Origin of the sequence: Citrobacter sp. Cpo071, from assembly GCF_030332765.1 — a bacterium.
In the GTDB taxonomy this organism is placed as follows: Bacteria; Pseudomonadota; Gammaproteobacteria; order Enterobacterales; family Enterobacteriaceae; genus Citrobacter; species Citrobacter portucalensis.
On sequence record NZ_JAOWHE010000087.1, the window covers coordinates 70130 to 96198 of the forward strand.

General features: G+C 54.9%; 21 protein-coding genes. 13 read left to right on the top strand and 8 right to left on the bottom strand.

Annotated features, from left to right (window positions below):
* Window positions 1-16 precede the first annotated feature (16 nt).
* From mhpC to mmuM, 7 genes are all read left to right on the top strand, one after another.
* The gene (mhpC, locus tag OGY09_RS23245; RefSeq protein WP_016149676.1) at window positions 17-883 is read left to right on the top strand and encodes a 2-hydroxy-6-oxonona-2,4-dienedioate hydrolase; all 867 of its coding nucleotides are present in this window, start codon (window positions 17-19) and stop codon (window positions 881-883) included.
* A gap of 9 nt (window positions 884-892) precedes the next feature.
* On the top strand, window positions 893-1702 hold the full coding sequence (mhpD, locus tag OGY09_RS23250; RefSeq protein WP_000184938.1) for a 2-keto-4-pentenoate hydratase: 810 nt from the start codon (window positions 893-895) through the stop codon (window positions 1700-1702).
* Window positions 1699-2649, top strand: coding sequence for an acetaldehyde dehydrogenase (mhpF, locus tag OGY09_RS23255; protein WP_267458645.1), 951 nt, complete (start codon window positions 1699-1701; stop codon window positions 2647-2649). Before mhpD ends, mhpF begins: the two co-directional genes overlap by 4 nt.
* Entirely contained in the window at window positions 2646-3659 is a 1014-nt protein-coding gene (mhpE, locus tag OGY09_RS23260; protein WP_060682685.1) for a 4-hydroxy-2-oxovalerate aldolase, read from the top strand. The genes mhpF and mhpE overlap by 4 nt, the downstream gene beginning before the upstream one ends.
* Before the next feature lie 69 nt (window positions 3660-3728).
* A complete protein-coding gene (mhpT, locus tag OGY09_RS23265) occupies window positions 3729-4940 on the top strand; it encodes a 3-(3-hydroxy-phenyl)propionate transporter MhpT (RefSeq protein WP_286591029.1) in 1212 nt (403 codons plus the stop codon).
* A gap of 274 nt (window positions 4941-5214) precedes the next feature.
* On the top strand, window positions 5215-6618 hold the full coding sequence (gene mmuP, locus OGY09_RS23270; RefSeq protein WP_001373486.1) for an S-methylmethionine permease: 1404 nt from the start codon (window positions 5215-5217) through the stop codon (window positions 6616-6618).
* Complete coding sequence (mmuM, locus tag OGY09_RS23275; protein WP_191215115.1) at window positions 6605-7537, top strand: homocysteine S-methyltransferase; 933 nt, start codon at window positions 6605-6607, stop codon at window positions 7535-7537. Before mmuP ends, mmuM begins: the two co-directional genes overlap by 14 nt.
* A 262-nt stretch (window positions 7538-7799) precedes the next feature.
* Here mmuM and fbpC read toward each other — a convergent pair whose 3' ends face one another.
* The 6 genes from fbpC to OGY09_RS23305 form a co-directional block, all read right to left on the bottom strand.
* Window positions 7800-8846 (bottom strand): ferric ABC transporter ATP-binding protein, encoded by a 1047-nt coding sequence (fbpC, locus tag OGY09_RS23280; RefSeq protein ID WP_000192349.1) that lies wholly within the window; start codon window positions 8844-8846, stop codon window positions 7800-7802.
* Window positions 8847-8857: 11 nt separating this feature from the next.
* Window positions 8858-10936 carry an ABC transporter permease gene (locus tag OGY09_RS23285; protein ID WP_032942495.1) on the bottom strand — a complete coding sequence of 693 codons (2079 nt, stop codon included), beginning with the start codon at window positions 10934-10936 and terminating at the stop codon, window positions 8858-8860.
* Between the two features lie 68 nt (window positions 10937-11004).
* The gene (locus tag OGY09_RS23290; RefSeq protein ID WP_003830932.1) at window positions 11005-12036 is read right to left on the bottom strand and encodes an ABC transporter substrate-binding protein; all 1032 of its coding nucleotides are present in this window, start codon (window positions 12034-12036) and stop codon (window positions 11005-11007) included.
* Window positions 12033-13337, bottom strand: a complete 1305-nt coding sequence (gene uhpC / locus OGY09_RS23295) for an MFS transporter family glucose-6-phosphate receptor UhpC (protein ID WP_003830933.1) — start codon at window positions 13335-13337, stop codon at window positions 12033-12035. The genes OGY09_RS23290 and uhpC overlap by 4 nt, the downstream gene beginning before the upstream one ends.
* Window positions 13338-13422: 85 nt before the next feature.
* Complete coding sequence (locus OGY09_RS23300; RefSeq protein ID WP_032942497.1) at window positions 13423-14964, bottom strand: MASE1 domain-containing sensor histidine kinase; 1542 nt, start codon at window positions 14962-14964, stop codon at window positions 13423-13425.
* Window positions 14964-15593: a response regulator transcription factor gene (locus OGY09_RS23305; protein ID WP_008783889.1), complete on the bottom strand. Its 630-nt coding sequence runs from the start codon at window positions 15591-15593 to the stop codon at window positions 14964-14966. The genes OGY09_RS23300 and OGY09_RS23305 overlap by 1 nt, the downstream gene beginning before the upstream one ends.
* Window positions 15594-15919: 326 nt before the next feature.
* Here OGY09_RS23305 and tauA point away from each other — a divergent pair, with 326 nt between their 5' ends.
* The 4 genes from tauA to tauD are packed head-to-tail and all read left to right on the top strand — an operon-like array spanning window position 15920 to window position 19339.
* Window positions 15920-16882: a taurine ABC transporter substrate-binding protein gene (gene tauA, locus OGY09_RS23310; protein ID WP_032942500.1), complete on the top strand. Its 963-nt coding sequence runs from the start codon at window positions 15920-15922 to the stop codon at window positions 16880-16882.
* 14 nt (window positions 16883-16896) lie between these two features.
* Window positions 16897-17664 carry a taurine ABC transporter ATP-binding subunit gene (tauB, locus tag OGY09_RS23315; protein ID WP_032942501.1) on the top strand — a complete coding sequence of 256 codons (768 nt, stop codon included), beginning with the start codon at window positions 16897-16899 and terminating at the stop codon, window positions 17662-17664.
* Window positions 17661-18491, top strand: a complete 831-nt coding sequence (gene tauC / locus OGY09_RS23320; protein ID WP_008783892.1) for a taurine ABC transporter permease TauC — start codon at window positions 17661-17663, stop codon at window positions 18489-18491. The genes tauB and tauC overlap by 4 nt, the downstream gene beginning before the upstream one ends.
* Window positions 18488-19339, top strand: coding sequence for a taurine dioxygenase (gene tauD / locus OGY09_RS23325; RefSeq protein WP_032942503.1), 852 nt, complete (start codon window positions 18488-18490; stop codon window positions 19337-19339). Before tauC ends, tauD begins: the two co-directional genes overlap by 4 nt.
* Window positions 19340-19416: 77 nt before the next feature.
* On the opposite strand, the gene hemB is transcribed toward tauD, so the two are convergent.
* Window positions 19417-20391 carry a porphobilinogen synthase gene (gene hemB / locus OGY09_RS23330; protein WP_003830941.1) on the bottom strand — a complete coding sequence of 325 codons (975 nt, stop codon included), beginning with the start codon at window positions 20389-20391 and terminating at the stop codon, window positions 19417-19419.
* 500 nt (window positions 20392-20891) lie between these two features.
* Here hemB and ehaB point away from each other — a divergent pair, with 500 nt between their 5' ends.
* Together ehaB and iprA are read left to right on the top strand one after the other, a co-directional pair.
* Window positions 20892-23813, top strand: coding sequence for an autotransporter adhesin EhaB (gene ehaB / locus OGY09_RS23335; protein ID WP_032942505.1), 2922 nt, complete (start codon window positions 20892-20894; stop codon window positions 23811-23813).
* Window positions 23814-23902: 89 nt separating this feature from the next.
* Entirely contained in the window at window positions 23903-24526 is a 624-nt protein-coding gene (gene iprA, locus OGY09_RS23340) for a hydrogen peroxide resistance inhibitor IprA (RefSeq protein WP_003830944.1), read from the top strand.
* A gap of 1 nt (window position 24527) precedes the next feature.
* On the opposite strand, the gene ampH is transcribed toward iprA, so the two are convergent.
* Window positions 24528-25685 carry a D-alanyl-D-alanine-carboxypeptidase/endopeptidase AmpH gene (gene ampH / locus OGY09_RS23345; protein ID WP_003830945.1) on the bottom strand — a complete coding sequence of 386 codons (1158 nt, stop codon included), beginning with the start codon at window positions 25683-25685 and terminating at the stop codon, window positions 24528-24530.
* Window positions 25686-26069: the final 384 nt, after the last annotated feature.

The following is a 26069-nucleotide window of genomic DNA, read 5'->3' on the forward strand; positions in this document are numbered from 1 at the left end:
TATGCAGGAGAACATCATGACTTACCAACCGCAAACCGAAGCCGCTACCAGTCGTTTTCTGGAGGTGCAGGAAGCAGGCGAAACCTTACGCGTGCATTTCAATGACTGTGGGCAGGGCGAAGAGACCGTCGTGCTGCTGCACGGATCCGGTCCTGGCGCGACGGGCTGGGCAAACTTCAGCCGCAATATCGATCCGCTGGTACAGGCCGGATACCGGGTGATCCTGTTGGATTGTCCTGGCTGGGGCAAAAGCGATGGGATCGTTAACCGCGGTTCGCGATCCGATCTCAACGCCCGCATCCTGAAAAGCGTGGTCGATCAGTTGGATATTCAAACAGTCCACCTGCTGGGTAACTCGATGGGCGGTCACAGTGCTGTGGCGTTTACCCTGAGCTGGCCGGAGCGCGTGGGCAAACTGGTGCTAATGGGTGGCGGAACGGGCGGCATGAGCCTGTTTACCCCGATGCCGACCGAAGGTATCAAGCGCCTGAATCAGCTGTATCGTGAGCCGACCATCGAGAACCTGAAGCTGATGATGGAGATCTTTGTCTTCGACACCAGCGATCTGACCGAGGCGTTGTTTGAGGCGCGCCTGAATAACATGCTGTCGCGTCGCGATCACCTGGAAAACTTTGTCCAGAGCCTGGAGGCCAACCCGAAACAGTTCCCGGATTTCAGCCCGCGTCTGGGTGAAATCAAAGCTCAGACTCTGATTGTCTGGGGACGCAATGACCGCTTTGTACCGATGGATGCCGGTCTGCGCCTGCTCTCAGGAATTGCCGGTTCTGAGCTGCATATCTACCGCGACTGCGGGCACTGGGCGCAGTGGGAACATGCGGATGCCTTTAACCAACTGGTGCTGAACTTCCTCGCACGCCCTTAAGGAACGGACATGACGAATCGTAATCTTGAGCAGCTAGCCGCCGATTTACGTCAGGCTGAAGAAAAAGGGGAAGCCATCGCCCCGCTGCGTGAATTGATTGGTGTGGATAACGCCGAAGCGGCCTACGCCATTCAGCGCATCAACGTACAGTACGACGTAGCGCGCGGGCGTCGCGTGGTCGGGCGCAAAGTGGGGCTGACGCACCCGAAAGTGCAGCAGCAGCTGGGTGTCGATCAACCGGACTTCGGTACGCTGTTTGCTGATATGTGTTATGGCGATAACGAAACCATCCCGTTTTCCCGTGTTCTGCAACCGCGTATTGAAGCCGAAATTGCGCTGGTGCTGAACCGCGATCTGCCCAATACCGACACCACTTTTGACGAGCTTTACAACGCCATAGAGTGGGTACTTCCCGCGCTGGAAGTGGTCGGCAGCCGTATCCGCGACTGGTCGATCAAATTTGTTGATACCGTGGCGGATAACGCCTCCTGTGGCGTGTATGTGGTCGGCGGTCCGGCACAGCGTCCGGCAGGATTAGATCTGAAAAACTGCGCGATGAAAATGACGCGCAACAACGAAGAGGTCTCCAGCGGACGCGGCAGCGAATGCCTGGGACATCCGATCAACGCCGCCGTCTGGCTGGCGCGCAAAATGGCCAGCCTCGGCGAGCCGCTGCGTGCGGGAGACATTATTCTCACCGGAGCGTTAGGCCCGATGGTGGCGGTGAATGCGGGCGATCGTTTCGAAGCCCATATCGACGGTATTGGTTCAGTCGCCGCCACCTTTTCAGCGGCGGTTACAAAAGGAAGTCAGTCATGAGTAAGCGTAAAGTCGCCATTATCGGCTCCGGCAACATCGGGACCGATTTGATGATAAAAATTCTGCGTCACGGCGTGCATCTGGAAATGGCGGTGATGGTCGGTATCGATCCAGAATCTGATGGCCTGGCGCGTGCCCGACGCATGGGCGTTGCCACCACCCATGAAGGGGTGGCAGGGCTTATCGCCATGCCGGAATTCGCCGATATCGACATTGTGTTTGACGCCACCAGCGCAGGCGCGCATGTGAAGAACGACGCCGCGCTACGTGCCGTTAAACCAGGCATCCGCCTGATCGACCTGACGCCCGCGGCAATCGGTCCTTACTGCGTGCCGGTGGTGAATCTGGCAGCCAACGTTGATCAGCAGAACGTCAATATGGTGACCTGCGGCGGACAGGCAACCATCCCAATGGTGGCGGCAGTTTCTCGCGTGGCAAAAGTCCATTACGCCGAGATTATCGCCTCGATCGCCAGTAAATCGGCGGGGCCGGGTACCCGCGCCAATATCGACGAGTTTACCGAAACTACCTCGAAGGCGATTGAAGTGGTCGGCGGCGCGGCAAAAGGCAAAGCCATTATTGTCCTTAACCCGGCCGAGCCGCCGCTGATGATGCGTGACACGGTGTATGTGCTGAGCGAAGCGGCCTCTGAGGTTGAAGTTGAAGCGTCGATTAATGAGATGGCGGCGGCGGTGCAGGCCTACGTGCCGGGCTATCGCCTGAAACAGCGTGTCCAGTTTGAAGTCATCCCGGAAGATAAACCGGTGAATCTGCCGGGTATCGGCCAGTTCTCTGGGCTGAAAACCGCGGTGTATCTGGAAGTGGAAGGCGCGGCGCACTATTTACCAGCCTACGCGGGCAACCTCGACATTATGACCTCCAGCGCGCTGGCGACCGCTGAGAAGATGGCGCAGTCCCTCGCTCGTCAGGCAGGAGAAGCAGCATGAACGGTAAAAAAATCTATATCTCTGACGTGACCCTGCGCGACGGTATGCACGCCATTCGTCATCAATATTCGCTGGAGAATGTACGCCAGATAGCCAAAGCGCTGGACGACGCACGGGTTGATTCTATTGAAGTGGCCCACGGCGACGGTTTACAAGGTTCCAGCTTTAACTACGGCTTTGGTGCGCACAGCGACCTGGAGTGGATTGAAGCGGCGGCGGACGTGGTGAAGCATGCCAAAATTGCCACGCTGTTGCTGCCGGGTATCGGCACTATTCATGACCTGAAAAATGCATATCAGGCCGGCGCACGGGTAGTGCGCGTGGCGACCCACTGCACTGAAGCAGACGTGTCGGCCCAGCATATTCAGTATGCGCGTGAGCTTGGCATGGATACCGTCGGCTTTCTGATGATGAGCCATATGACCACACCGGAGAACCTGGCGCAGCAGGCGAAGCTGATGGAAAACTACGGCGCGACCTGTATTTATGTGGTCGATTCCGGCGGCGCAATGAACATGAGCGATATTCGCGCCCGCTTCCGCGCACTGAAAGCGGTGCTGAAGCCGGAAACAGAAACCGGAATGCATGCGCATCACAACCTGAGTCTTGGGGTGGCGAACTCCATTGCCGCGGTAGAAGAGGGGTGTGACCGTATCGACGCCAGCCTGGCCGGGATGGGCGCAGGCGCGGGCAACGCGCCATTGGAGGTATTTATCGCCGCTGCGGATAAGCTTGGTTGGCAGCACGGCACTGATCTCTATGCACTGATGGACGCCGCCGACGATTTAGTGCGTCCATTACAAGACCGTCCGGTGCGGGTGGATCGTGAAACGCTGGCGCTGGGCTATGCCGGGGTGTACTCCAGCTTCCTGCGTCATTGCGAAGTGGCGGCAGCACGTTATGACTTGAGCGCAGTAGATATTCTGGTGGAACTGGGCAAACGTCGGATGGTGGGCGGCCAGGAAGATATGATCGTCGACGTAGCGCTGGACCTGCGCAACCGCAAATAAAAAATGATAACGCGGCTGGCAACGTATCAGCCGCGATTCACCTGCATCGTGACCTCAGAGGGACATCTTATGACGACCCGTACCCCCGCATCTTACCGCCTGACGTTGACCGTTGGGCTTTGCTTTTTAGTTGCCCTGATGGAAGGGCTGGATTTACAGGCCGCCGGTATCGCTGCCGTCGGTATCGCCCACGCGTTTGCGCTGGATAAAATGCAGATGGGCTGGATCTTCAGTGTGGGCATTCTCGGGCTGCTGCCCGGCGCGCTGGTGGGCGGCATGCTGGCCGACCGCTATGGCCGCAAGCGTATTCTCATTGCCTCTGTGGCGCTGTTCGGCCTGTTCTCGCTGGCGACGGCGATTTCCTGGGATTTCTCATCGCTGGTGTTTGCCCGCCTGATGACCGGCGTCGGGCTGGGCGCGGCGTTGCCGAATCTGATCGCGCTGACTTCCGAGGCGGCGGGCCCGCGTTTTCGCGGTACGGCGGTGAGCCTGATGTACTGCGGTGTGCCGATTGGCGCGGCGCTGGCGGCAGCGCTCGGGTTTAGCGGCCTGGCCTCCGCCTGGCAAACTGTGTTCTGGGTTGGCGGGGTGATCCCGCTGCTGCTGGTGCCGCTGTTGATGCGTTGGCTGCCGGAATCACAGGTTTATACCCAACAAACGCAAGTGGCCGCCGCACCGCTGCGTGCCCTGTTTGCGCCAGCGACGGCGAGTGCCACGCTGCTGCTGTGGTTGTGCTATTTCTTCACCCTGCTGGTGGTGTATATGCTGATCAACTGGCTGCCGATGCTGCTGGTGGAGCAGGGCTTTCGACCATCGCAGGCGGCAGGCGTAATGTTTGCTCTGCAAATTGGCGCGGCCAGCGGCACGTTAATTCTCGGGGCGTTAATGGATAAACTGCGCCCGGTGGTGATGTCGCTGCTGATCTACACCGGGATGTTGGCTTCACTGCTGGCGCTGGGTACGGTGTCGTCATTGAGCGGCATGCTAATGGCGGGATTTGTGGCGGGGATGTTCGCCACCGGCGGGCAAAGCGTGTTGTATGCGCTGGCGCCGCTGTTTTACAGCACGCAGATCCGCGCCACAGGCGTGGGAACCGCCGTCGCAGTCGGGCGTCTGGGGGCGATGAGCGGCCCGCTGCTGGCAGGGAAAATGTTAGCGCTCGGTACCGGAACGGTAGGGGTGATGGCGGCTTCTGCGCCGGGCATTTTGCTGGCAGGCCTGGCGGTATTTATTCTGATGAGCCGCAAATCGCAGATGCCGATCCCAGCCAGCGGTGCTTAAGCACTCATCCGGTTGTGGGAGTGGGGAGATTTGATTCCCACTTCCGGGTTAACGCCGTCAGTCAACTGTGTTGCCAAAGTTTAGATAAAACATGGCAACGGAGGCGTTATGAGCTGGCGGCCCTTTTTGTATCTGATTATTAATCCCCACCCGCTATTAAGCGCCCGGCGCGGGCATCTGCGTCTGGTGCAGGGTTGACTTTGCATTCTGTTAACAAACGCGGTATAACAAACCTTCTTTGGATGTTTAGATGTCCATACGTTTAGAAGGTTATATGCAAACAACACAACAAAATGCGCCACTGAAGCGCACAATGAAAACGCGTCACCTGATTATGCTTTCCTTGGGCGGCGTGATTGGCACAGGATTATTCTTCAATACCGGGTACATCATCTCCACCACTGGAGCGGCGGGAACGCTGCTGGCCTATCTGATTGGCGCGCTGGTGGTCTGGCTGGTTATGCAGTGTCTGGGCGAGCTGTCGGTCGCGATGCCGGAGACCGGGGCGTTTCACGTTTATGCCGCGCGCTATCTTGGTCCGGCTACCGGGTATACCGTGGCCTGGCTCTACTGGCTGACCTGGACCGTGGCGCTGGGTTCGAGCTTTACCGCCGCTGGATTCTGTATGCAGTACTGGTTTCCACAGGTGCCGGTATGGGTCTGGTGCGTGGTGTTCTGCGCGATTATTTTTGGTCTGAATGTTATCTCCACGCGCTTTTTTGCCGAAGGGGAGTTCTGGTTCTCGCTGGTCAAAGTGGTCACTATCATCGCCTTTATCATCCTCGGTGGGGCGGCGATTTTCGGCTTTATTCCGATGCAGGATGGCTCGCCCGCGCCGGGGCTGAGTAATATCACGGCGGAAGGCTGGTTCCCGCACGGTGGCTTACCGATTTTGATGACTATGGTGGCAGTGAACTTTGCTTTTTCGGGTACCGAGCTTATCGGCATTGCCGCCGGTGAAACGGAAAACCCGCGCAAAGTTATCCCGGTAGCGATTCGTACTACCATCGCGCGACTGATTATTTTCTTTATCGGCACCGTGTTTGTGCTGGCAGCGCTGATCCCGATGCAGCAGGCGGGCGTGGAGAAAAGCCCGTTTGTGCTGGTGTTTGAGAAAGTAGGGATCCCGTACGCCGCTGATATTTTTAACTTCGTGATCCTGACGGCTATTCTTTCTGCAGCGAACTCCGGGTTATATGCCTCCGGGCGCATGCTGTGGTCGTTGTCGAATGAACGTACGCTACCGGCCTGTTTTGCGCGAGTAACGAAAAACGGCGTGCCACTGACGGCGCTGTCGGTCAGTATGCTCGGTGGTGTGCTGGCGCTGTTTTCCAGCGTGGTGGCCCCGGACACGGTATTTGTTGCGCTGTCGGCAATCTCCGGGTTTGCGGTGGTGGCGGTGTGGCTGAGTATCTGCGCCTCGCATTTTGTTTTTCGCCGCCGTCATCTGCAACAAGGTAAGGCATTGAGTGAATTACATTATCGCGCGCCGTGGTATCCGCTGGTGCCGGTATTAGGTTTTGTGCTGTGCCTGGTGGCCTGTGTGGGGCTGGCATTCGATCCAGCGCAGAGAATTGCGTTGTGGTGCGGGTTACCGTTTGTTGCGTTGTGCTATGGTGCTTATTTCCTTACTCAACCCCGAAACGCAAAACAGGAGCCAGAACATGTCGCAGAATAATCCGTTACGCGCTCTCCTTGATAAACAGGATATCCTGCTGCTGGATGGCGCGATGGCGACGGAGCTGGAAGCGCGAGGGTGTAACTTAGCCGACAGCCTGTGGTCAGCCAAAGTGCTGGTAGAAAACCCGGAGCTTATCCGCGAAGTGCATCTTGATTACTACCGGGCGGGGGCGCAATGCGCGATCACTGCCAGCTATCAGGCGACGCCGGCGGGCTTCGCCGCGCGAGGTCTGGATGAATCGCAGTCGAAAGCGCTGATTGGCAAAAGCGTGGAGCTGGCGCGTAAAGCCCGTGAAGCGTATCTGGCAGAGAACCCGCAGGCGGGAACGCTTCTGGTGGCGGGATCCGTCGGGCCTTACGGCGCGTATCTGGCGGATGGCTCTGAATACCGTGGCGATTATCATTGTAGCGTTGAGGCATTTCAGGCGTTTCATCGCCCGCGCGTGGAAGCCTTGTTGGATGCCGGGGCCGATCTGCTGGCCTGCGAAACCCTGCCGAATTTCGCCGAGATTGAGGCGTTGGCTGAGCTGTTGACCGCATATCCGCGTGCGCGGGCGTGGTTCTCATTTACCCTGCGCGACAGCGAGCACCTGAGCGACGGTACGCCGCTGCGTGACGTGGTTGCGTTGCTGGCGGGTTATCCGCAGGTGGTGGCGCTAGGCATTAACTGCATTGCGCTGGAAAACACCACCGCTGCGTTGCAGCATTTACACGGTTTAACGGCGCTGCCGCTGGTGGTGTATCCGAACTCGGGCGAGCAGTACGATGCCGTGAGCAAAACCTGGCATCATCACGGTGAGCATTGCGCGCAGCTGGCGGATTATCTGCCGCAGTGGCAGGCCGCTGGCGCACGGTTAATTGGCGGGTGCTGTCGCACCACGCCTGCGGATATTGCCGCGCTAAAAGCGCGAAGCTGAGAGTTTATCGGGTCTACATCGTTCATTGTAGGCCTGATAAGCGCAGCGCATCAGGCGTTGCCGGATGGCGGCGCAAGCGCCTTATCCGGCCTACATTGTTCACTGTAGGCCTGATAAGCGCAGCGCATCAGGCATTGCCGGATGGCGGCGCAAGCGCCTTATCCGGCCTACATCGTTCATTGTAGGCCTGATAAGCGCAGCGCATCAGGCATTGCCGGATGGCGGCAAAAGCGCCTTATCCGGCCTACAAAGCCACAAAACGTTATGCCGCATCCGCCAGAACAAACATGCCGTACGGATGGATTTCGAGATAATACTGTTCGCCGACGTCCGGTTGCAGGCGCGTAGCGTTGACCTGCAATAAAATCTCCTGCCCGTGCCATTCCACCGTCACTTCATACTGCGGCCCCATATAGGCGACATGGCGGATCACGCAGCGCTGGCTCTCCTCGCCGCGATCGCTGAGCGTGATCGCTTCCGGGCGCACACCGACCATCCCTTCGCCCTGTGTACCAAAGTGCAGCGGGCGCGGCAGATGATAGCCGTAGATATCAACGTATCCGTCGCTGAAGGTTGCCGGGAACAGGTTGGCATCGCCCATAAAGCTCGCCATAAAGCGGGAGGCGGGCTGGCGGTAAAGATCCTGCGGTGAGCCGATCTGCATGATGTGTCCCTTGTTCATCACCAGCACGGTATCAGAAACCGCAAAGGCTTCGCTCTGATCGTGGGTGACGTACAGCGAGGTGATATCAAACTGCTTTTGCAGCTCGCGGATCTTGTCGCGCATGCTGCGACGCAGGTTGGCGTCGAGGTTACTCAACGGCTCATCAAACAGCAGCACTTTCGGCTTGAGGATTAGCGCGCGGGCCAGCGCCACGCGCTGCTGCTGACCGCCGGAGATCTGATCGACAAAGCGGTCTTCGAATCCTTCCAGATCCACCATCGCCAGCGCCTCTTTGACGCGGGCTTTCAGCTCTGCGCGCGGTACACCGAGCATTTTCAGGCCATAACCGACATTCTCTCCCAGCGACATATGCGGGAACAGGGCATAGGACTGAAACACCATGCAGATATCGCGCTGCTGAATAGAGCGATGGGTGACGTCTTCGCCATCAATGAAAATTTGCCCTTCGCTCGGTTTTTCCAGCCCGGCAACCAGGCGCAAAATAGTGGTTTTGCCGCAGCCGGACGGGCCGAGCAGCGTCACCATTTGCCCCTGCGGGATGGTGAGGTTGATATTGTCGATTACCGTATTACTGCCAAATCGTTTAGTGACGTTGCGCAGTTCAACGAAATTTTTCTGAGTCATAGTGCGCTCCATTACGCCTGGTTTTTGGCTTTTGAACGGGAGGTACGTGATTCACCGATTAGCCAGTCAAAGATGAAAATAATCGCCAGCATCACCACGATCAGAATGGAACCGTAGGCAATCGCTACACCGTATTCGCCATCTTCCACGCGGTTGAGGATGTAAGCCGTCGCTACGCGGGTATCCGGCGTGACGAGGAACACAATGGCGCTGACGGTGGTAATGGCGCGCACAAAGCTGTAAATCAGCGCCGAGAGGATCGCCGGGCGCAGCAGCGGCAGCAGGATGTGCGTAATGGTACGCAGAGAACCGGCGCGCAGGCTGAGCGAGGCTTCATCGAGCGATTTATCGATTTGGCCTAAGCCCGCAATACCCGCCCGGATACCGACCGGGACGTTACGCATCACCATTGAGATAATGACAATCGCCGCCGTACCAGTGAGGTACACCGGGGCGCTGTTAAAGGCCAGAATGTACGACACGCCCGCGACGGTGCCCGGAACGGCAAAGCACAGCATGGTGGTGAACTCGATGGTCTTTTTACCTTTAAACTGCTGGCGCACCACGATCCATGCGATCAGCAGGCCGAAGATCGCGGTGATCGGCGCGGCAATCCCGGCGTAGAGCAGGGTGTCGAGCAGTGAAGGCCACGCGCCGTCGCTCATCCCCTGACCGAACAGTTTGGTAAAGTTCGCCAGCGTCAGGGTGTAGTCCACGCCCCAGTTGACGGTGAAGCTACCGTAGAAAATGCTGCCGTAGAGCAGGGCGTTAAAGGCAATCCACACTGCCAGCAGCGCGACCACGCTCCATACCAGCGTTACTGGCAGCGGCTGTACGTCGCCCCGGTAGGATTTGCCGGAAACGGTGACGTATGAGCGTTTACCAATCCACATATACTGCACGCAGAACACCAGCAGCGAAAACAGCAGCAGGAAGGCACCCAGCGTACTGGCGGCCTGGTAGTCAAGCTGCGAACCGGTGATGTAGAAGTAGATTTGCGTTGCCAGCACGTCGAAGTTACCGCCGAGCACCAGCGGGTTACTAAAGTCAGCCAGCGACTGCACGACCACAATCAAAAAGGCGTTAGCCAGTGCGGGTTTCAGCAGCGGGACAAACACGCCGTTAAAGGTCTGCCAGCGGCTGGCACGCAGGGTGTATGACGCTTCTTCCAGCGACGGATGAATGGTTTTGATTGCTCCGTCGAGGATCATAAACGCCATCGGCGTAAAGGCCAGAACCTGCGCCAGCCAGATGCCGGTAAAGCCATACAGCCAGTTGGTGTTGGTTAAACCAAACCATTCGACCATAAACTCGGTGATATAACCGGAGCGTCCCATCATCAGCGTGACGCCTAAACCGACGACAAACGGCGGAGTGACGATCGGCAAAATCGAGAAGATACGTCCGATTATGGCGCTGCGTCTGGCGATACGGGTGGTGTAGATAGCCAGTACCAGACCAAAGAAGGTACAGCCGACGCCGACGGCAATCGACAGCATAATCGAGTTGAGGATCACCTGAATGATATGCGCCTGCGACAGCACATTCATAAACGCCAGCGGGGCAAATTCCCCGGCGTCGTTGGTGAACATCGGAATGAAAATGGCGATGCTTGGCCAGACGATAAAAATACCGATCAGAGCGACAATCGCGGTAAGTGAGCCGATGACGAAACGGTCACCGCCCAGCCATTCGAGGCGGGTGAGTGCCAGGGTCATGATTGCGCCAAGCGCGACAAACAGCACGATGGTGGCATAGCCTAAGCCGCGACCCTCAAGGGTGGCGCTGGCGACAATAAAGGCCATACAGAAAAATGCCCAACCCGCGTCAAGATAATGGCGGCTGCGCTGTTCGCGCCTGGCTTCATGGAATGGGCGCACCAGCAGCAGGCTTGGCAGCAGATACCACAGCCAACTGATATTGAACTGCGACCAGCCGTAGGCGGTGAGTATTTCCTCCCGCGTTGACTCCAGCAGACCGTAGTCCAGGCTCCAGCTCGGCAGCAGGGCAAACGCCAGCCAGCCGAGCAAAACCCAAAGAAATATCGCATCCCGTTTTTTCACGGGATGGAGTGCAAGTGTGTGTGACATAGCGTTTCCGGTAATGTAGGCCGGGTAAGGCGTTTACGCCGTACCCGGCAAATGAACGCAACGTGGGCTTATTTACCCATCTTAACTTCGCTAACCCACTTATTGATCAACGCCTTACGTACGTCAGTCGAGCCGTACTTATCCATGTCGTAATTGATAAGCTTCAGGTCGTCGAGCTTCAGCGAGTTAGGAGAGGTCTCGGCGGTGGTGTTGGTCAGGATCTGATAGGATTTGCCTTTCTTCCACGCCAGCTCCTGTGCGTCTTTCGACAGCACCCAGTCAACGAACAGTTTGGCGTTGTCGACGTTGCGAGCGCCTTTCAGGATGCTGACGCCGCCGATTTCATACCCGGTGCCTTCGCAGGGGGAAATCAGCTCCAGCGGTGCGCCCTGTTCTTTTTCCAGCGAGTAGTCGTGCAGGAAGCCAATGCCGATAGCCGTTTCGCCGCGGGCGGCGTTACGCGCCGGGGCAATGCCGGATTTGGTGTATTGAGAGACGTTGGCGTTGAGCTGTTTCAGGTAATCAAAGGCCTGATCTTCACCCCACAGTTGAGCAAAGGTCGCCAGCGCGGTGTAGGCGGTACCGGAGCTTTGCGGGTCAGCAATCTGGATTTCGCCCTTGTATTCCGGTTTGGTCAGATCCTTCCAGCATTTTGGCACCGGCAGGTTTTTCTCTTTCAGGCGCTGGGTATTAACGCCAAAGCCCAGAATACCGACGTAAACCGCCGAAGAGAGATTACCTTTGACCTTCGCGGGATCGCGGAATTTCTCCATGATCTGTTCGAGGTTTGGTGATTTATACGGCTGCAGCAGACCCATTTCACCGGCCTGGGATTGCGGATCCAGCGTACCGCCGTACCACACATCCGCCTGCGGGTTTTTCTTCTCTGCATCCACTTTCGCCAGCGTACTGCCAGAGCCGTTGCGAATGAATGAGGTTTTCACATCATATTTTTCACCGAAGGCTTTGGTTTCGGTTTCGCACATCTCGTTGGTGGCGCTGCAATACACCACCAGACGGCCCTGCGCCTGGGCTGCGTTGCTGAAGGCCGCCAGCGTCAGAGCGGAAGCAATCAGGGTAGAGGTAAGCGTCAGTTTCATTGTTTTATCCTTTGACTGAGAGAAGGGGTAATGCCCGCAATGAGCAACGGCATCAGCAATAAACCCATAAATACAGCGGCAACCGAGAGCAAACTGAACATTCCCGACCAGCCGTAATGTTCTATGACCAACGACAGCGGCCAACCCGCCAGCGCGGCCCCCAGATAGGCGAACAGCCCGAGAAAACCGGTAATTGAACCTGCCGCTGCTTTGTGTCCGCATTCAACGGCTGCGAGGCCAATTAGCATTTGTGGGCCAAACACAAAAAAGCCCACGGTAAAGAAACACACTGCCAGTAGCGCGTAGTGGTGCACTGGTGCCAGCCACAGTGCGGCGACGGAAACCATCAGCCCCAGCGTGAACAGCAAAATCATCGGCGCACGCTGACCGCTGAACAGCAGATCCGATCCCCATCCGGCAAACAGCGCCCCCAGCAAGCCGCCAACTTCAAACAGCATCACCGTGGCATTAGCGCTGAGCAGATTCACACCGTGGCTTTCCGTCAGCCAGATGTTGCCCCAGTCGTTGAGCGCAATGCGGATCAAATAGACCAATACGTACGACACGCCGAGCAGCCAGATCATCGGGTTTTTCAGCATAGTAGTGCGCAACATTTGCCACAGCCCCATCGGCGGGCTTTGCTGTTCCTGACGTAGCTCCAGCGGGTCATGCCGCCATTCCCCAACCGTGGGTAACCCTTCTTCCTGGGGCGTGCCTTTCAATTGCAGGGTGAGCCAGATTCCCAGTGCCATACTGATTATCCCCGGTGCCAGCATGGCCGCCTGCCAGCCCCACCAGTGGGCGGCAAAAGCGCTAATTAGCGGGATAATGGCGCCACCGATGTTGATCGACATATTCCAGCAGCCCCACCAGAAGCCACGTTCGTTGCGCGAGTACCAGTGGGTCAGTAGTCGGGCACAGGGCGGCCAGCCCCAGCCCTGAAAAAATCCGTTCAGCGTCCAGACCACCAGCAGCAGCGTCAGCGATTCACCAAAGGCGAACAGCACGTTTAAAACGCCGGTGGCAAACAGACCAATACCCATAAACGCGCGTTGTCCGTGGCTGTCGTGCCACAGCCCGGCGGTGAATTTCGACAGACCATAGGTCAGATAAAACAGTGACCCAAGCAGGCCGATATCACCTTTATCCAGACCCAGATCCGTTTGCAGCGCCGGGAGGACATAGTTAACGCTTTTGCGCGTCAGATAAAACGCGGCGTAACCAATTACCATACACATCAGCAGCCGGGGGCGTAGCGCCCGGTATTGTTGGTCTGTTTCGCTGGCTGAGCGTGTATGCATGGCAGTCTCCGTTTGTGCTGACTATAGGAAAGTGAAAGCAAAAGGGGATGAGAGAAAGTCCGCAGTGACTAAGACTTTTTCCTGGTTAGCGACTGGTTTGTTGCAAATTTGTGGGCAAGTTAACAATTACTCGCGTGCCGTTGTTTGATTCGAGCGTCAGTTCACCGCCAAGGGCGCTCACCCGCTCACGCATCCCCTGGATACCGAAACCGGGAATTTTTTCTGGCAGAATACCAACGCCGTTGTCAGCGACGTCCAGAAACAAGCAATGTTCCCGCTGGCGCAGCGTAATCGACACATCGCTGGCATCGGCATGTTTACAGACGTTATTGAGTAACTCCTGCAACAGGCGATACAGCGTGAAGCGCACCGTTTCGTTTTCTGGCGTATTTTCTAGCTGATAATCAAAGCGGCAGCGAATACCCCGTTCAGCAAAAGCAAATTCATTCACCAGATGATGTAGTGCATCTTTAAAAGACAGTTCATCGAGCGCGGGGGGGCGCAGTTGGCGCAGCAACTGACGGGTGGAGTGATGAATACGCCGGGCCAGGTCGTTGATTTGATTCGCAGCCTCAAGCGTTTGCTCACGACCCGGTGCGCGTTTGACCAGTTGCGACTGAATTTGAATGGCGGTGATGTTCTGACCAATTTCATCGTGCAGTTCCCGCGCCAGGCTTTTGCGCGTGTTTTCTTCGGTGCGGATCAGCTGTTCGGTCAGCGCGCGACGCGCCGCCAGTTCGGTTTCCAGACGCTGGCGATAATGGTGCAGGTTTTGCGCCAGATGCTGCTGGCGGCTGATGGCGATCCCCAGCCCTATACCCAGCAGAGCCTGGGTGGCGAGGAAAATCTCCAGCTCCAGTAAGTTACTGAACCCGACGCCGATTTGCCGGGCGATAGTGATCATCATACTGCCGAGCAATCCTGACAACACGCCGCCCTGCCAGCCAAATTTCCACGCCATCACCACGTTTGGTAAAAACACCACGATTAGCAACAGGCGCTCGATCTCCGGCGACAGCACCATCTGAGTACCGATGCCAATAATAAAAAACAGGCTACACCAGATGATAAGCGAGGTGCGCAGCGGGGGATTGGTGGTATCCAGCCCGAGCAGATGATAGCGGTGCTGCTGGCGCAGAAATTCATAGATCAGATAAACAAACGGCGTCAGCAACACGCCGCCGGTAAACGACGCCAGGCCAATCAGCGTTGCCGGGCTCTGGATAAACGGTGAAAGCAGGGCGGTATTGAGCAATGAGGTGAGCGTTACGGCGGCCAGCAGCAGCGTTAAGCGTTGCCAGTAAAGGGGAAAGCGGTGCCAGTATGACTGGCCGATGCTCGCCGGAATCAGGCTAATTAACGGCGCAGCCAGCAGGATATAGCCATTCAGTAATTGCTCGCTGTGCAGCCAGAACAACATCAACACCGGCGGCAGTATCAGCGCGGGCCAGTAACGGCGAGAAAGCAGAATTAACAGCGCGAGATAGACGCCGTGCGGCAGAAATAGCGCCGCCTGCTGGCCGTTGTGGGTCAGATAAAACCCCAGCGTCCACAGCATCAGCCAGCCCGATCCCCAGGCCAGCAGAATAAACAGAGAAATAACCCAATGCCGAAGGCTACGCGACATTAATGCCCCGTCAATAGTTGGTGGTCGAGGGCAAAATGCACCAGATCGATGGTGCTGTGGCATTGCAGTTTGCCCAGCACGTTCGCCCGATGAACGTGCACCGTCTTGTGGCTGAGGTCGAGCTTGAAGGCGATCTCTTTCACGCTGTCACCTTTAACCAACAGATCAAACACTTCACGCTCGCGCGGGGTCAGAACTTCCAGAACCTGCGCGGGCTGCTCGCCGCCGCGTAGTGCACGCAGCGCATCGGCGCACAGGTAATGGCCGCCCATGCCTACTGAGCGTACAGCCTGCACCAGTTCTTCCGGGCCGCAGCGTTTGGTCAGGTAACCGCTGGCGCCTGCGTCCAGCGCGCTTTGCACAAACGTGGGCGAGTCATAAATGCTGAGAATAATGGCGCGAAAACCGGGCTTCTGCGCCCGCAGTCGTTTTAACAGGCTCAGGCCATTTTCATCCGGCATGGCGATATCCATTACCGCGACGCTGACATCATCATGCAGAAGTGCAGGCCAGGCCTCCGCCGCGCTGCTGTACTGACCGGTAACGTTCAGATCGTCTTCGAGACTGAGTAATTGCGCAAAGCCGGAACGCACCACCACATGGTCATCCACCAGCACAACATGAATCATGATATTGCTCTCTTGCTGACAATGGCCTCTATGATGCCTGCCAGCGCCGCGCTGGCAATCATCGTGGCGCGGATATGTAACGAATGTAACAAAATCGCAATAATTTACAGCGAGTGTAGGCCTGATAAGCGCAGCGCATCAGGCATTGATTGCGGATGGCGGCGCAAGCGCCTTATCCGGCCTACGTTCTGTAATGAGCGAAATAGCTAACTATTGCCGCTTTTTTTCTAAAAACGCTTTGTTCTTAGCCAGAATTTTTAATTCCTTTATCAAAATGTGCCGCAACGAAATACTGCCTCCATAACAAGACAGGGGAGCAGACAATCATGGCTATTTCATCGCGTAACGCACTTCTTGCCGCACTGGCATTCATCGCATTTCAGGCGCAGGCGGTGAACGTCACCGTTGCTTATCAGACCTCCGCCGAACCTGCCAAAGTGGCGCAGGCGGACAACACGTTTGCCAAAGAGAGCGGGGCGAGCGTTGACTGGCGCAAATTCGACAGCGGGGCGAGCATCGTTCGTGCGCTGGCGTCCGGCGACGTGCAGATCGGTAATCTCGGCTCCAGCCCGCTGGCGGTCGCTGCCAGTCAGCAAGTGCCTATTGAGGTTTTCCTGCTGGCATCAAAGCTCGGCAATTCTGAGGCGCTGGTGGTGAAGAAAAACATCAGTAAACCGGAAGATTTGATTGGCAAACGCATTGCCGTGCCGTTTATATCCACCACCCATTACAGCCTGCTGGCGGCGTTGAAACATTGGGGGATTAAACCCGGCCAGGTGGAGATTGTGAACCTGCAACCACCAGCGATTATTGCCGCATGGCAGCGCGGAGATATTGATGGTGCGTATGTCTGGGCGCCTGCGGTCAACGCGTTGGAAAAAGACGGAAAGGTGTTAACCGACTCTTCGCAGGTTGGCGAGTGGGGGGCACCGACGCTGGACGTGTGGGTAGTGCGCAAAGATTTTGCCGAGAAGCATCCTGAGGTGGTGAAAGCCTTTGCCAAAAGCGCTATCGATGCCCAGCAGCCTTATATCGCTAATCCTGATGAATGGCTGAAGCAGCCGGAGAATATCAGCAAACTGTCACGTTTGAGCGGCGTACCGGAGGCGGATGTTCCGGGGCTGGTGAAAGGTAACACTTACCTGACACCGCAACAGCAAACCGCTGAGCTAACCGGCCCGGTGAACAAAGCGATTATCGACACCGCGCAGTTCCTTAAAGAGCAGGGCAAAGTCCCCGCTGTCGCGACAGATTACAGCCAGTACGTGACCGATCGCTTCGTGCAATAAATAAGGAGGCGATGATGCTGCAAATCTCTCATCTTGCCGCCAGCTACGGTGGAAAACCGGCGCTGGAGGATATCAACCTGACGCTCGATAGCGGTGAACTGCTGGTGGTACTCGGGCCTTCCGGTTGCGGGAAAACCACGTTGTTAAATCTGATTGCCGGGTTTGTGCCGTATCAGCATGGCAGCATCACGCTGGCGGGTAACAGGGTTGATGGTCCGGGGGCAGATCGCGGGGTCGTGTTCCAGAACGAAGGACTGCTGCCCTGGCGCAACGTGCAGGACAACGTGGCTTTTGGGCTGCAGCTGGCGGGTGTGGACAAGCCGCAGCGTCAGCGTATTGCTCTGGATATGTTGCAGAAAGTCGGGCTGGAGGGCGCGGGAAAACGCTTTATCTGGCAACTTTCCGGTGGACAACGTCAGCGCGTCGGCATTGCCCGGGCGCTGGCGGCCAACCCGCAGCTGTTGCTGCTGGATGAACCCTTTGGTGCGCTCGACGCCTTTACCCGCGAGCAGATGCAAACCCTGCTGCTGAAGCTGTGGCATGAGACTGGCAAACAGGTGCTGCTGATTACCCACGATATTGAAGAAGCGGTGTTTATGGCGACAGAACTGGTATTGCTGTCCCCAGGACCAGGCCGGGTACTGGAACGTCTGCCGCTCAATTTCGCCCGTCGCTTTGTGGCCGGAGAGTCGAGCCGCAGCATAAAGTCCGATCCGCAGTTTATCGCCATGCGCGAGTACGTGTTAGGTCGGGTCTTTGAACAACGGGAGGCATTCTCATGAGCGTGGTGATTAATGATAAACCCCGTCGCCAGCGGGTGCTGAACTGGCGCTGGCCGTTCTCGCGGCAGATTACCTTAAGCCTTGGTACGTTGGCCGTCATTCTGGCGGTGTGGTGGACGGTGGCGGCGCTGCAGTTAATCAGTCCGCTGTTTTTACCGCCGCCGGGACAGGTTTTACAAAAGCTGATCGTCATTGCCGGGCCGCAAGGGTTTATGGATGCCACGCTGTGGCAGCATCTGGCGGCGAGTCTGACGCGTATTGTTATCGCGCTGCTGGCGGCAGTGCTGCTGGGCGTTCCGGTTGGGATCGCGATGGGGCTGAGTCCGACGATGCGCGGCATTCTCGATCCGATCATTGAACTGTATCGTCCGGTTCCTCCCCTGGCCTATTTACCGCTGATGGTCATTTGGTTTGGCATCGGTGAAACCTCCAAGATCCTGCTGATCTATCTGGCGATTTTCGCCCCTGTGGCGATGTCGGCGTTGGCGGGGGTGAAAAGTGCGCAGCAGGTGAGAGTGCGCGCCGCGCAGTCGCTGGGGGCCAGCCGTGCGCAGGTGCTGTGGTTTGTTATTTTGCCGGGGGCATTACCGGAGATCCTCACCGGGTTACGCATCGGGCTTGGCGTGGGTTGGTCGACGCTGGTGGCAGCTGAACTGATCGCGGCCACGCGAGGGTTAGGATTTATGGTGCAGTCAGCCGGTGAGTTTCTGGCAACGGATGTGGTGCTGGCAGGGATCGCGGTCATTGCCGTTATCGCATTTATTTTAGAACTGGGTCTGCGCGCGCTTCAGCGTCGCCTGACGCCCTGGCATGGAGAAGTACAATGAGTGAACGTCTGAGCATTACCCCGCTGGGGCCGTACATTGGCGCACAAATCACTGGTGCGGATTTGACGCGTCCGCTGAGCGATAATCAGTTTGAACAGCTTTATCATGCGGTACTGCGCCACCAGGTGGTGTTTCTGCGGCAGCAGGTGATTACGCCACAACAGCAGCGGGCACTGGCGCTGCGTTTCGGCGATCTGCATATTCACCCTGTCTATCCACATGCCGAAGGGGTAGAGGAAATTATCGTGCTGGATACCCATAACGATAATCCGCCGGATAACGACAACTGGCACACCGATGTCACCTTTATCGATACGCCGCCTGCCGGGGCGATCCTGGCAGCAAAAGAGCTGCCATCGGTCGGTGGAGACACTCTATGGACCAGCGGAATTGCCGCTTATGAGGCATTGTCTGAGCCGTTTCGTCAGCTGTTGAGTGGCCTGCGGGCAGAGCATGATTTCCGTAAATCGTTCCAGGAGTATAAATACCGCAAGACACCAGAAGAGCATCAGCGCTGGCTGGAGGCGGTCGCTAAACATCCACCGTTGCTACATCCGGTGGTGCGGACCCATCCGGTAAGCGGTAAACAGGCACTGTTTGTGAATGAGGGATTTACTACGCGAATTGTCGATGTGACGGAAAAAGAGAGCGAGGCGTTACTAAGCTTTTTATTCGCGCATATCACCAAACCGGAGTTTCAGGTGCGCTGGCGCTGGCAGCCCAACGATGTGGCGATTTGGGATAATCGCGTCACGCAACATTATGCCAATGCGGATTATCTGCCGCAGCGGCGTATTATGCACCGGGCGACGATCCTTGGGGATCAGCCTTTTTATCGGGCGGGGTGATTGTTGGTGGGGTTTTACTTATCGGGCCTGGAACTGTCGGCCCGATAAGGTGAAGTCGCCATTCGGCAACAAAGTGGTTAGCGCAGGATTTTTTTCTCAGCCAGATCCAGTGCGAAGTAGCTGAAGATCAGATCCGCGCCAGCGCGTTTGATCGAGCCTAAGCTTTCCAGAACCACTTTCTCTTCATCTATTGCACCTGCCATCGCCGCGAATTTGATCATCGCGTATTCACCGCTGACCTGATAAGCGCCAATCGGCAGCTCGGTGCGCTCGCGGATATCACGCAGAATATCGAGATACGCGCCAGCCGGTTTCACCATCAGGCAGTCTGCGCCCTGGGCTTCATCCAGCAGCGATTCACGAATCGCTTCACGGCGATTCATCGGGTTCATTTGATATGTTTTACGATCGCCTTTCAGCGCCGTGCCTGCGGCTTCACGGAACGGGCCGTAGAAAGAAGAGGCAAACTTGGTGGAGTAGGACATGATCGCAGTATCGGTGAAGCCCGCGGCGTCCAGCGCCTGGCGAATCGCCTGTACCTGGCCGTCCATTGCGGCGGAAGGGGCGATAAAATCTGCGCCCGCTGCGGCGGCAACGACTGCCTGCTTGCCGAGGTTAGCAAGGGTTAAGTCGTTATCAACGCCGTGTTCGCATAATACGCCGCAGTGACCGTGCGAGGTGTATTCACAGAAACAGGTGTCGGACATGACGATCATTTCCGGTACGGTCTGCTTACAGATACGCGACATGCGCGCCACCAGACCGTCTTCTTTCCAGGCATCGCTGCCGGTCTCATCGGTGTGATGAGAAATCCCGAAGGTCATGACCGAGCGGATGCCTGCATTAGCAATACGTTCGATTTCGCGCGCCAGGTGTTTCTCTGGTATGCGCATCACGCCGGGCATGGCGTCGATAGCTTTGTAATCGTCGAGTTCTTCTTCAACAAAGATCGGCAACACCAGGTCATTTAAGCTGAGTGTTGTCTCTTCAAACATAGCGCGCAGCGCAGGGGATTTGCGCAGGCGACGAGGGCGTTGGATTAGGTCTGTCATGGTATGCCTGATGTTTGTGGAATCGAAGGCCGTAGTATACCCGAACCTGAGGGCGAGGGGTTTACGAAAGTTGGCGTTATGCCGAGGTTATGTTGATGTTACCAATGCTTGGTATTATGTGTTATCTCTATTTTTGCAATTATGACTATTTTAAATAGTGATTAGTTTTATGGTGAATTTAGTTTAATTTAATTTTTAATTAAGTGGCGAGATTTAACGGTATTTATTTGCTGACGTTTGATTTTTAAGCTAATCATAGTTTCAATATATTGTTTTGCCAATGCCTTTACATGTAACTGTCTAAAATAAAAATGATTTTTACGTTTACTTGCTGTTTCGAATAATTTGCATATCTATTGTCCGTAATCGGACTTAAGCCAAAGAATAATTGAACCTTTCCTTTGTGAAACCGCATAATCTTCCCCGCGAAACATAAAATGTTTTCTTTGCATTGATAATTGATGGATCAACTATATTACGTCCCTGAGGAGGGATGACAAATGCACACTTGGAAAAAGAAACTTGTAGTATCACAATTAGCATTAGCCTGCACTTTGGCAATCACTTCTCAGGCGAATGCTTCAACTGATATCTCTGGGACCACCTACACAACGTTTGCTCATTATAATGACGCATCCTATGCGGATGGCGTCTATTATGATGGATATGTTGGTTGGAACAATTACGACACCGATAGTATTTATAACGGTGATATTTATCCGGTAATCAATAACGCCACTGTCAACGGCGTTATTTCTACTTATTATCTGGATGATGGGCTGTCTACTAACACCAATAACAACAGCCTGACGATTAAAAACAGCACCATTCACGGTATGGTGACATCCGAATGTATGACCACGGATTGTACTAACCGTACGGGTACTGACTATTACTACGATCGCCTGGCGATGAACGTCATCAACTCAACTATCGATGACAACTACGAACATTATACCTACAACGGTACGTATAATGACGCAGCTGACACACACGTTGTCGACGTTTATAACCTGGGTACAGCTATCACGCTGGATCAAGAAGTTGATCTGTCTATCTCCGCCAACTCTCATGTCGCTGGCATAACCCTGACTCAGGGTTACGAGTGGGCAGATATTGACGATAATACCGTCAGCACTGGCGTAAACAGCAGTGAAGTATTTAACAACACTATCGCTGTCAGCGATTCTACCCTGACCTCTGGTTCATGGACTGACGAAGGCACCACCGGTTGGTTTGGTAACACCAGCAATGCAAGCGACTACAGCGGCTCTTATACTGCAGACGATATTGCGTTAGCGGTTATTGCTAATCCAAATGCGGATAACGCGATGCAGACCACTGCAACGTTTAACAATTCCACACTGATGGGTGATGTGCTGTTCTCCAGCAACTTCGATGAGAACTTCTTCCCGAACGGTGCTGACACTTATCGTGATACCGATGCTGACCTGGATACCAATGGTTGGGACGGTACTGACCGTCTGGATCTGACCCTGAACAACGGCAGTAAGTGGGTCGGTGCGGCAATGTCTGTGCACCAGGTTGACACCGATGGTGACGGCGTTTATGACAGCTACGCTGCAGGCACTGAAGCCACCGCTACGCTGATCGACATCACCGCTAACAGCCTGTGGCCGGATTCAACCTACGGTATTGATAGCGACACAACTTCTTATGACGAAAATGGTCATGTAGTTGGCAACGCTGTCTACCAGAGCGGCCTGTTCAACGTCACGCTGAACGGTGCTTCACAGTGGGATACCACCAAAACTTCCCTGATTGATACCCTGAGCATCAACAGCGGTTCTGTCGTCAACGTGGGTGATTCTGAGCTGGTTGCTGACTCCATCTCTCTGACTGGTGCTTCTGCACTGAACATCAACGAAGATGGTCATGTTGCAACTGATACGCTGTCTATCGACAACAGTACTGTCACAATCGCCGATGATGTTTCTGCTGGCTGGAATGTGCTTGAAGCTGCGCTGTATGCAAACACCATTAACGTCACTAACAACGGCGTTCTGGATGTGGGTAACAGTACCGGTAATGCACTGCAGGTTGATACCCTGAACCTGACTAGCTACACCGACGCTTATAACCATGTTAACGCGGGTGTTTTCGACATCAACAGCACTGACTATGTGCTGAATGCTGATCTGAACAACGATCGCACTAACGATAAATCTCATTCTAACTACGGTTATGGCGTGATCGCGATGAACTCTGATGGTCATCTGACTATCAACGGTAACGGCGATTCCGACACATCAGGCGATCAGTCTGAAGTTGATAACTATGGTGACCATGTAGCGGCCGCAACCGGTAACTACAAAGTCCGTATCGACAACGCTACTGGCGCAGGTTCTGTTGCGGATTACAAAGGTAACGAGCTGGTCTACGTTAACGACGCGAACAGCACTGCGACCTTCTCTGCAGCTAACAAAGCTGACCTGGGTGCTTACACCTATCAGGCACAGCAGCAGGGTAACACCGTTGTTCTGCAGCAGATGGAACTGACAGACTACGCGAACATGGCGCTGAGCATTCCGTCTGCTAACACCAATATCTGGAACCTGGAACAAGATACCGTTGGTACTCGTCTGACTAACGCGCGTCATGGCCTGGTTGATAACGGTGGCGCATGGGTAAGCTACTTCGGTGGTAGCTTCGATGCAGATAACGGCACCATTAACTACGATCAGGATGTTAACGGCATCATGGTCGGTGTTGATTCCAAAATTGATGGTAACAACGCTAAGTGGATTCTCGGTGCTGCAGCAGGCTTCGCGAAAGGTGATATGAGCGACCGTACCGGTCAGGTGGATCAGGATAGCCAGACTGCCTACATCTACTCTTCTGCTCACTTTGCCAACAACATCTTTGTTGACGGTAACTTAAGCTACTCTCACTTCAACAACGATTTGACTGCTAACATGAGCAACGGTCAGTATGTTGATGGCAGCACCTCTTCTGATGCCTGGGGCTTTGGCTTGAAACTGGGTTATGACCTGAAGCTGGGTGACGCAGGTTACGTAACGCCATACGGCAGCGTATCCGGTCTGTTCCAGTCTGGTGATGACTATAAGCTGAGCAACGACATGAAAGTTGACGGTCAGTCTTATGACAGCATGCGTTATGAACTCGGTGTCGATGCAGGTTATACCTTCGCTTATAGCGACGACCAGGCGCTGACCCCGTACTTCAAACTGGCCTACGTTTACGACGACTCTAACAACGATTCTGACGTAAACGGCGACTCTATCGACAACGGTGTAGAAGGTTCTGCGGTACGTGTTGGACTGGGTACTCAGTTCAGCTTTACCAAAAACTTCAGCGCATACACCGATGCTAACTACCTCGGTGGTGGCGATGTTGATCAAGACTGGTCTGCAAATGTTGGTGTTAAATATACCTGGTAAGACATCTCTTGTTGTTAAAGAAAAGATAATCTAACTCAGAAAAATGCCCGTCACGGATTTGACGGGCATTTATTGCAAGGGATGCCCAAATGTTGTCTGCAAATAAACCGCTTGTGGAATTTGGTAAGCTTGATAAATGTTTGTCAAAATATGGCAAACACTTTGAGTGTGATAACGATAAAGAAATAATTTATTCCAGTGATATAAACAGTGACGATACCTTTATCATTTTAAATGGTGTAATTTCTCTGAGGCGAGGGGAGAATGTGCTGGTCGGTATTGCGCAGGCACCGTTTATTATGGGGCTTTCAGATGGTGTGATAAAAACAGATATACAATACAGATTAATCACGGAAAGCGATTGTACGGGATACCATCTACCTGCCTCGCAAACAATTAATATAATTGAAGAGTGCCAGCTTTGGCGTGAAGCTTTTTGTTGGTTGGCATGGCAAAACTCCATGCTTGAATTACGCGATCTGCAGTTGATCGGCAATAACTCCTACGATCAGATTCGCGCGACATTGATCTCTATGACGAAATGGGATGAAGCCCTTCGTTCACGCATTGGCGTTATGAACTATATTCACCAACGCACACGAATTTCACGCTCGGTTGTCGCTGAGGTTCTCGCAGCATTGCGTAAAGGCGGTTACATTGAAATGAATAAAGGCAAACTGGTGTGCATTAACCGTTTGCCTTTTGAGTATTGAATCAGGATGCAGGAATGACCTGTGGCTTGTACCCGCTCAACTCTGCAACCAGTTCGTTGATACCGTCGCTCATATTGGTAAAACGGGTCAGCGGAGAGCGCGTCACTACGACAAATGCCCCAACGTTTTGCTGTGGGATCATCGCCATATAGGTAATGAAGCCACCGCCGCCACCGGTTTTTTGAATAATTCCCGGTCTGCCATTCTTCGGCGCCATGTAGACCCAGCCCAAACCAAGCGCATCGGCTCTGCCTGGAACGTCCATTCCCACCACTTTAGTTAACTGCGTACGCTGGTAAATCAGCGTCTGCATCCGGTCGGCCTGCTGGCTACGATGATAAAAGTCAGAAGAAAGATACTGCTGCATCCAGCGCATCATATCGCCAGGCGTTGAATAGACGCCGCCGCTGCCCATCGCTGCTAGCGTATTGTTACAAGGACTGGCACCTTTTTCCGCGACCATCAGGCGTCGACACTGATCGGGGGACGGCGTAAAGGTGGTGTCTTTCATCCCCAGCGGACGGGTGATTTTTTCTTCAAACAGCTGCGGATAAGGCTTACCGGACGCGGTACCCAGCGCATCGGCCAGCAGGTCAAACGCCAGGTTGGAATAAGAAGCCTGCGATCCTGGCGCGGCTTTAAGCGTTGCCGTCGAGAGATAGCTCCAGCGCTGCTCGCGGGTTGGCCAGACAAACACCGGGCGCTTGGCCGCGCCGCCTGGCTGTTCGCGCGGCAGTGCGCTGGTATGCGTCGCCAGATTCACCAGCGTAATTGGTGTTCCTTGATAAGTGGGTACGCGTGCGCCAGGAGGTGCATATTTACTCAATGGATCGTTGAGTTTGACCGTGCCCTGATCGAGTAATTTCACCAGCATTTCGCTGGTCATTAATTTGGTAATTGAGGCAATGCGGATTACGGAATCCAGTTGCGGGTGAACATTATTGCCGGGGCGTGTTTCACCAAAACTGCGAAATACACGCTGATTACCATCAATCACCACGAGCGCCATCCCCGTAGCACCACTGCCGTAAAATATATGGTCGGCATAACGATCAACGATATCAGAGGCGAAGACCGGATCGGTTATAGGCTGTGCCGCCTGGACAGATGTCAATGACGCCGCACACAGCGCGGCAGAAAAAAGCAGACTACGTTTCAACGGTGGTGTCCATGAGTTAGAGAAAGTGAAAAAGGATGTCGTGCGTATGCGTATTTATACTACTCATCGGCGTATTGCAAAGCGCTTATCAACCAATGATAGTGGGAAAAACGTAACGATGAGTAAACACAGGAGTTTCCTGGATTGCGGATGTTCGCTTTTGTGATCTCACGCTGTGATAATCTGCACATACTGGAACGTTGTCGAGTGTGAAAACCACAGAAACAATTCTTCATAACCGAGGTGCGAACTAAGTGCCTCGGTTTTGGTCACAATTGTCGGTTTCAGCTTGTGTTTTTGGGCGTAAGCCGTCTGGCCTCCGCACTCTACGGTGGCAAATGCACAGCAGTCGTCATAACGATAAGAAGTTAGCAGGAGAGCACT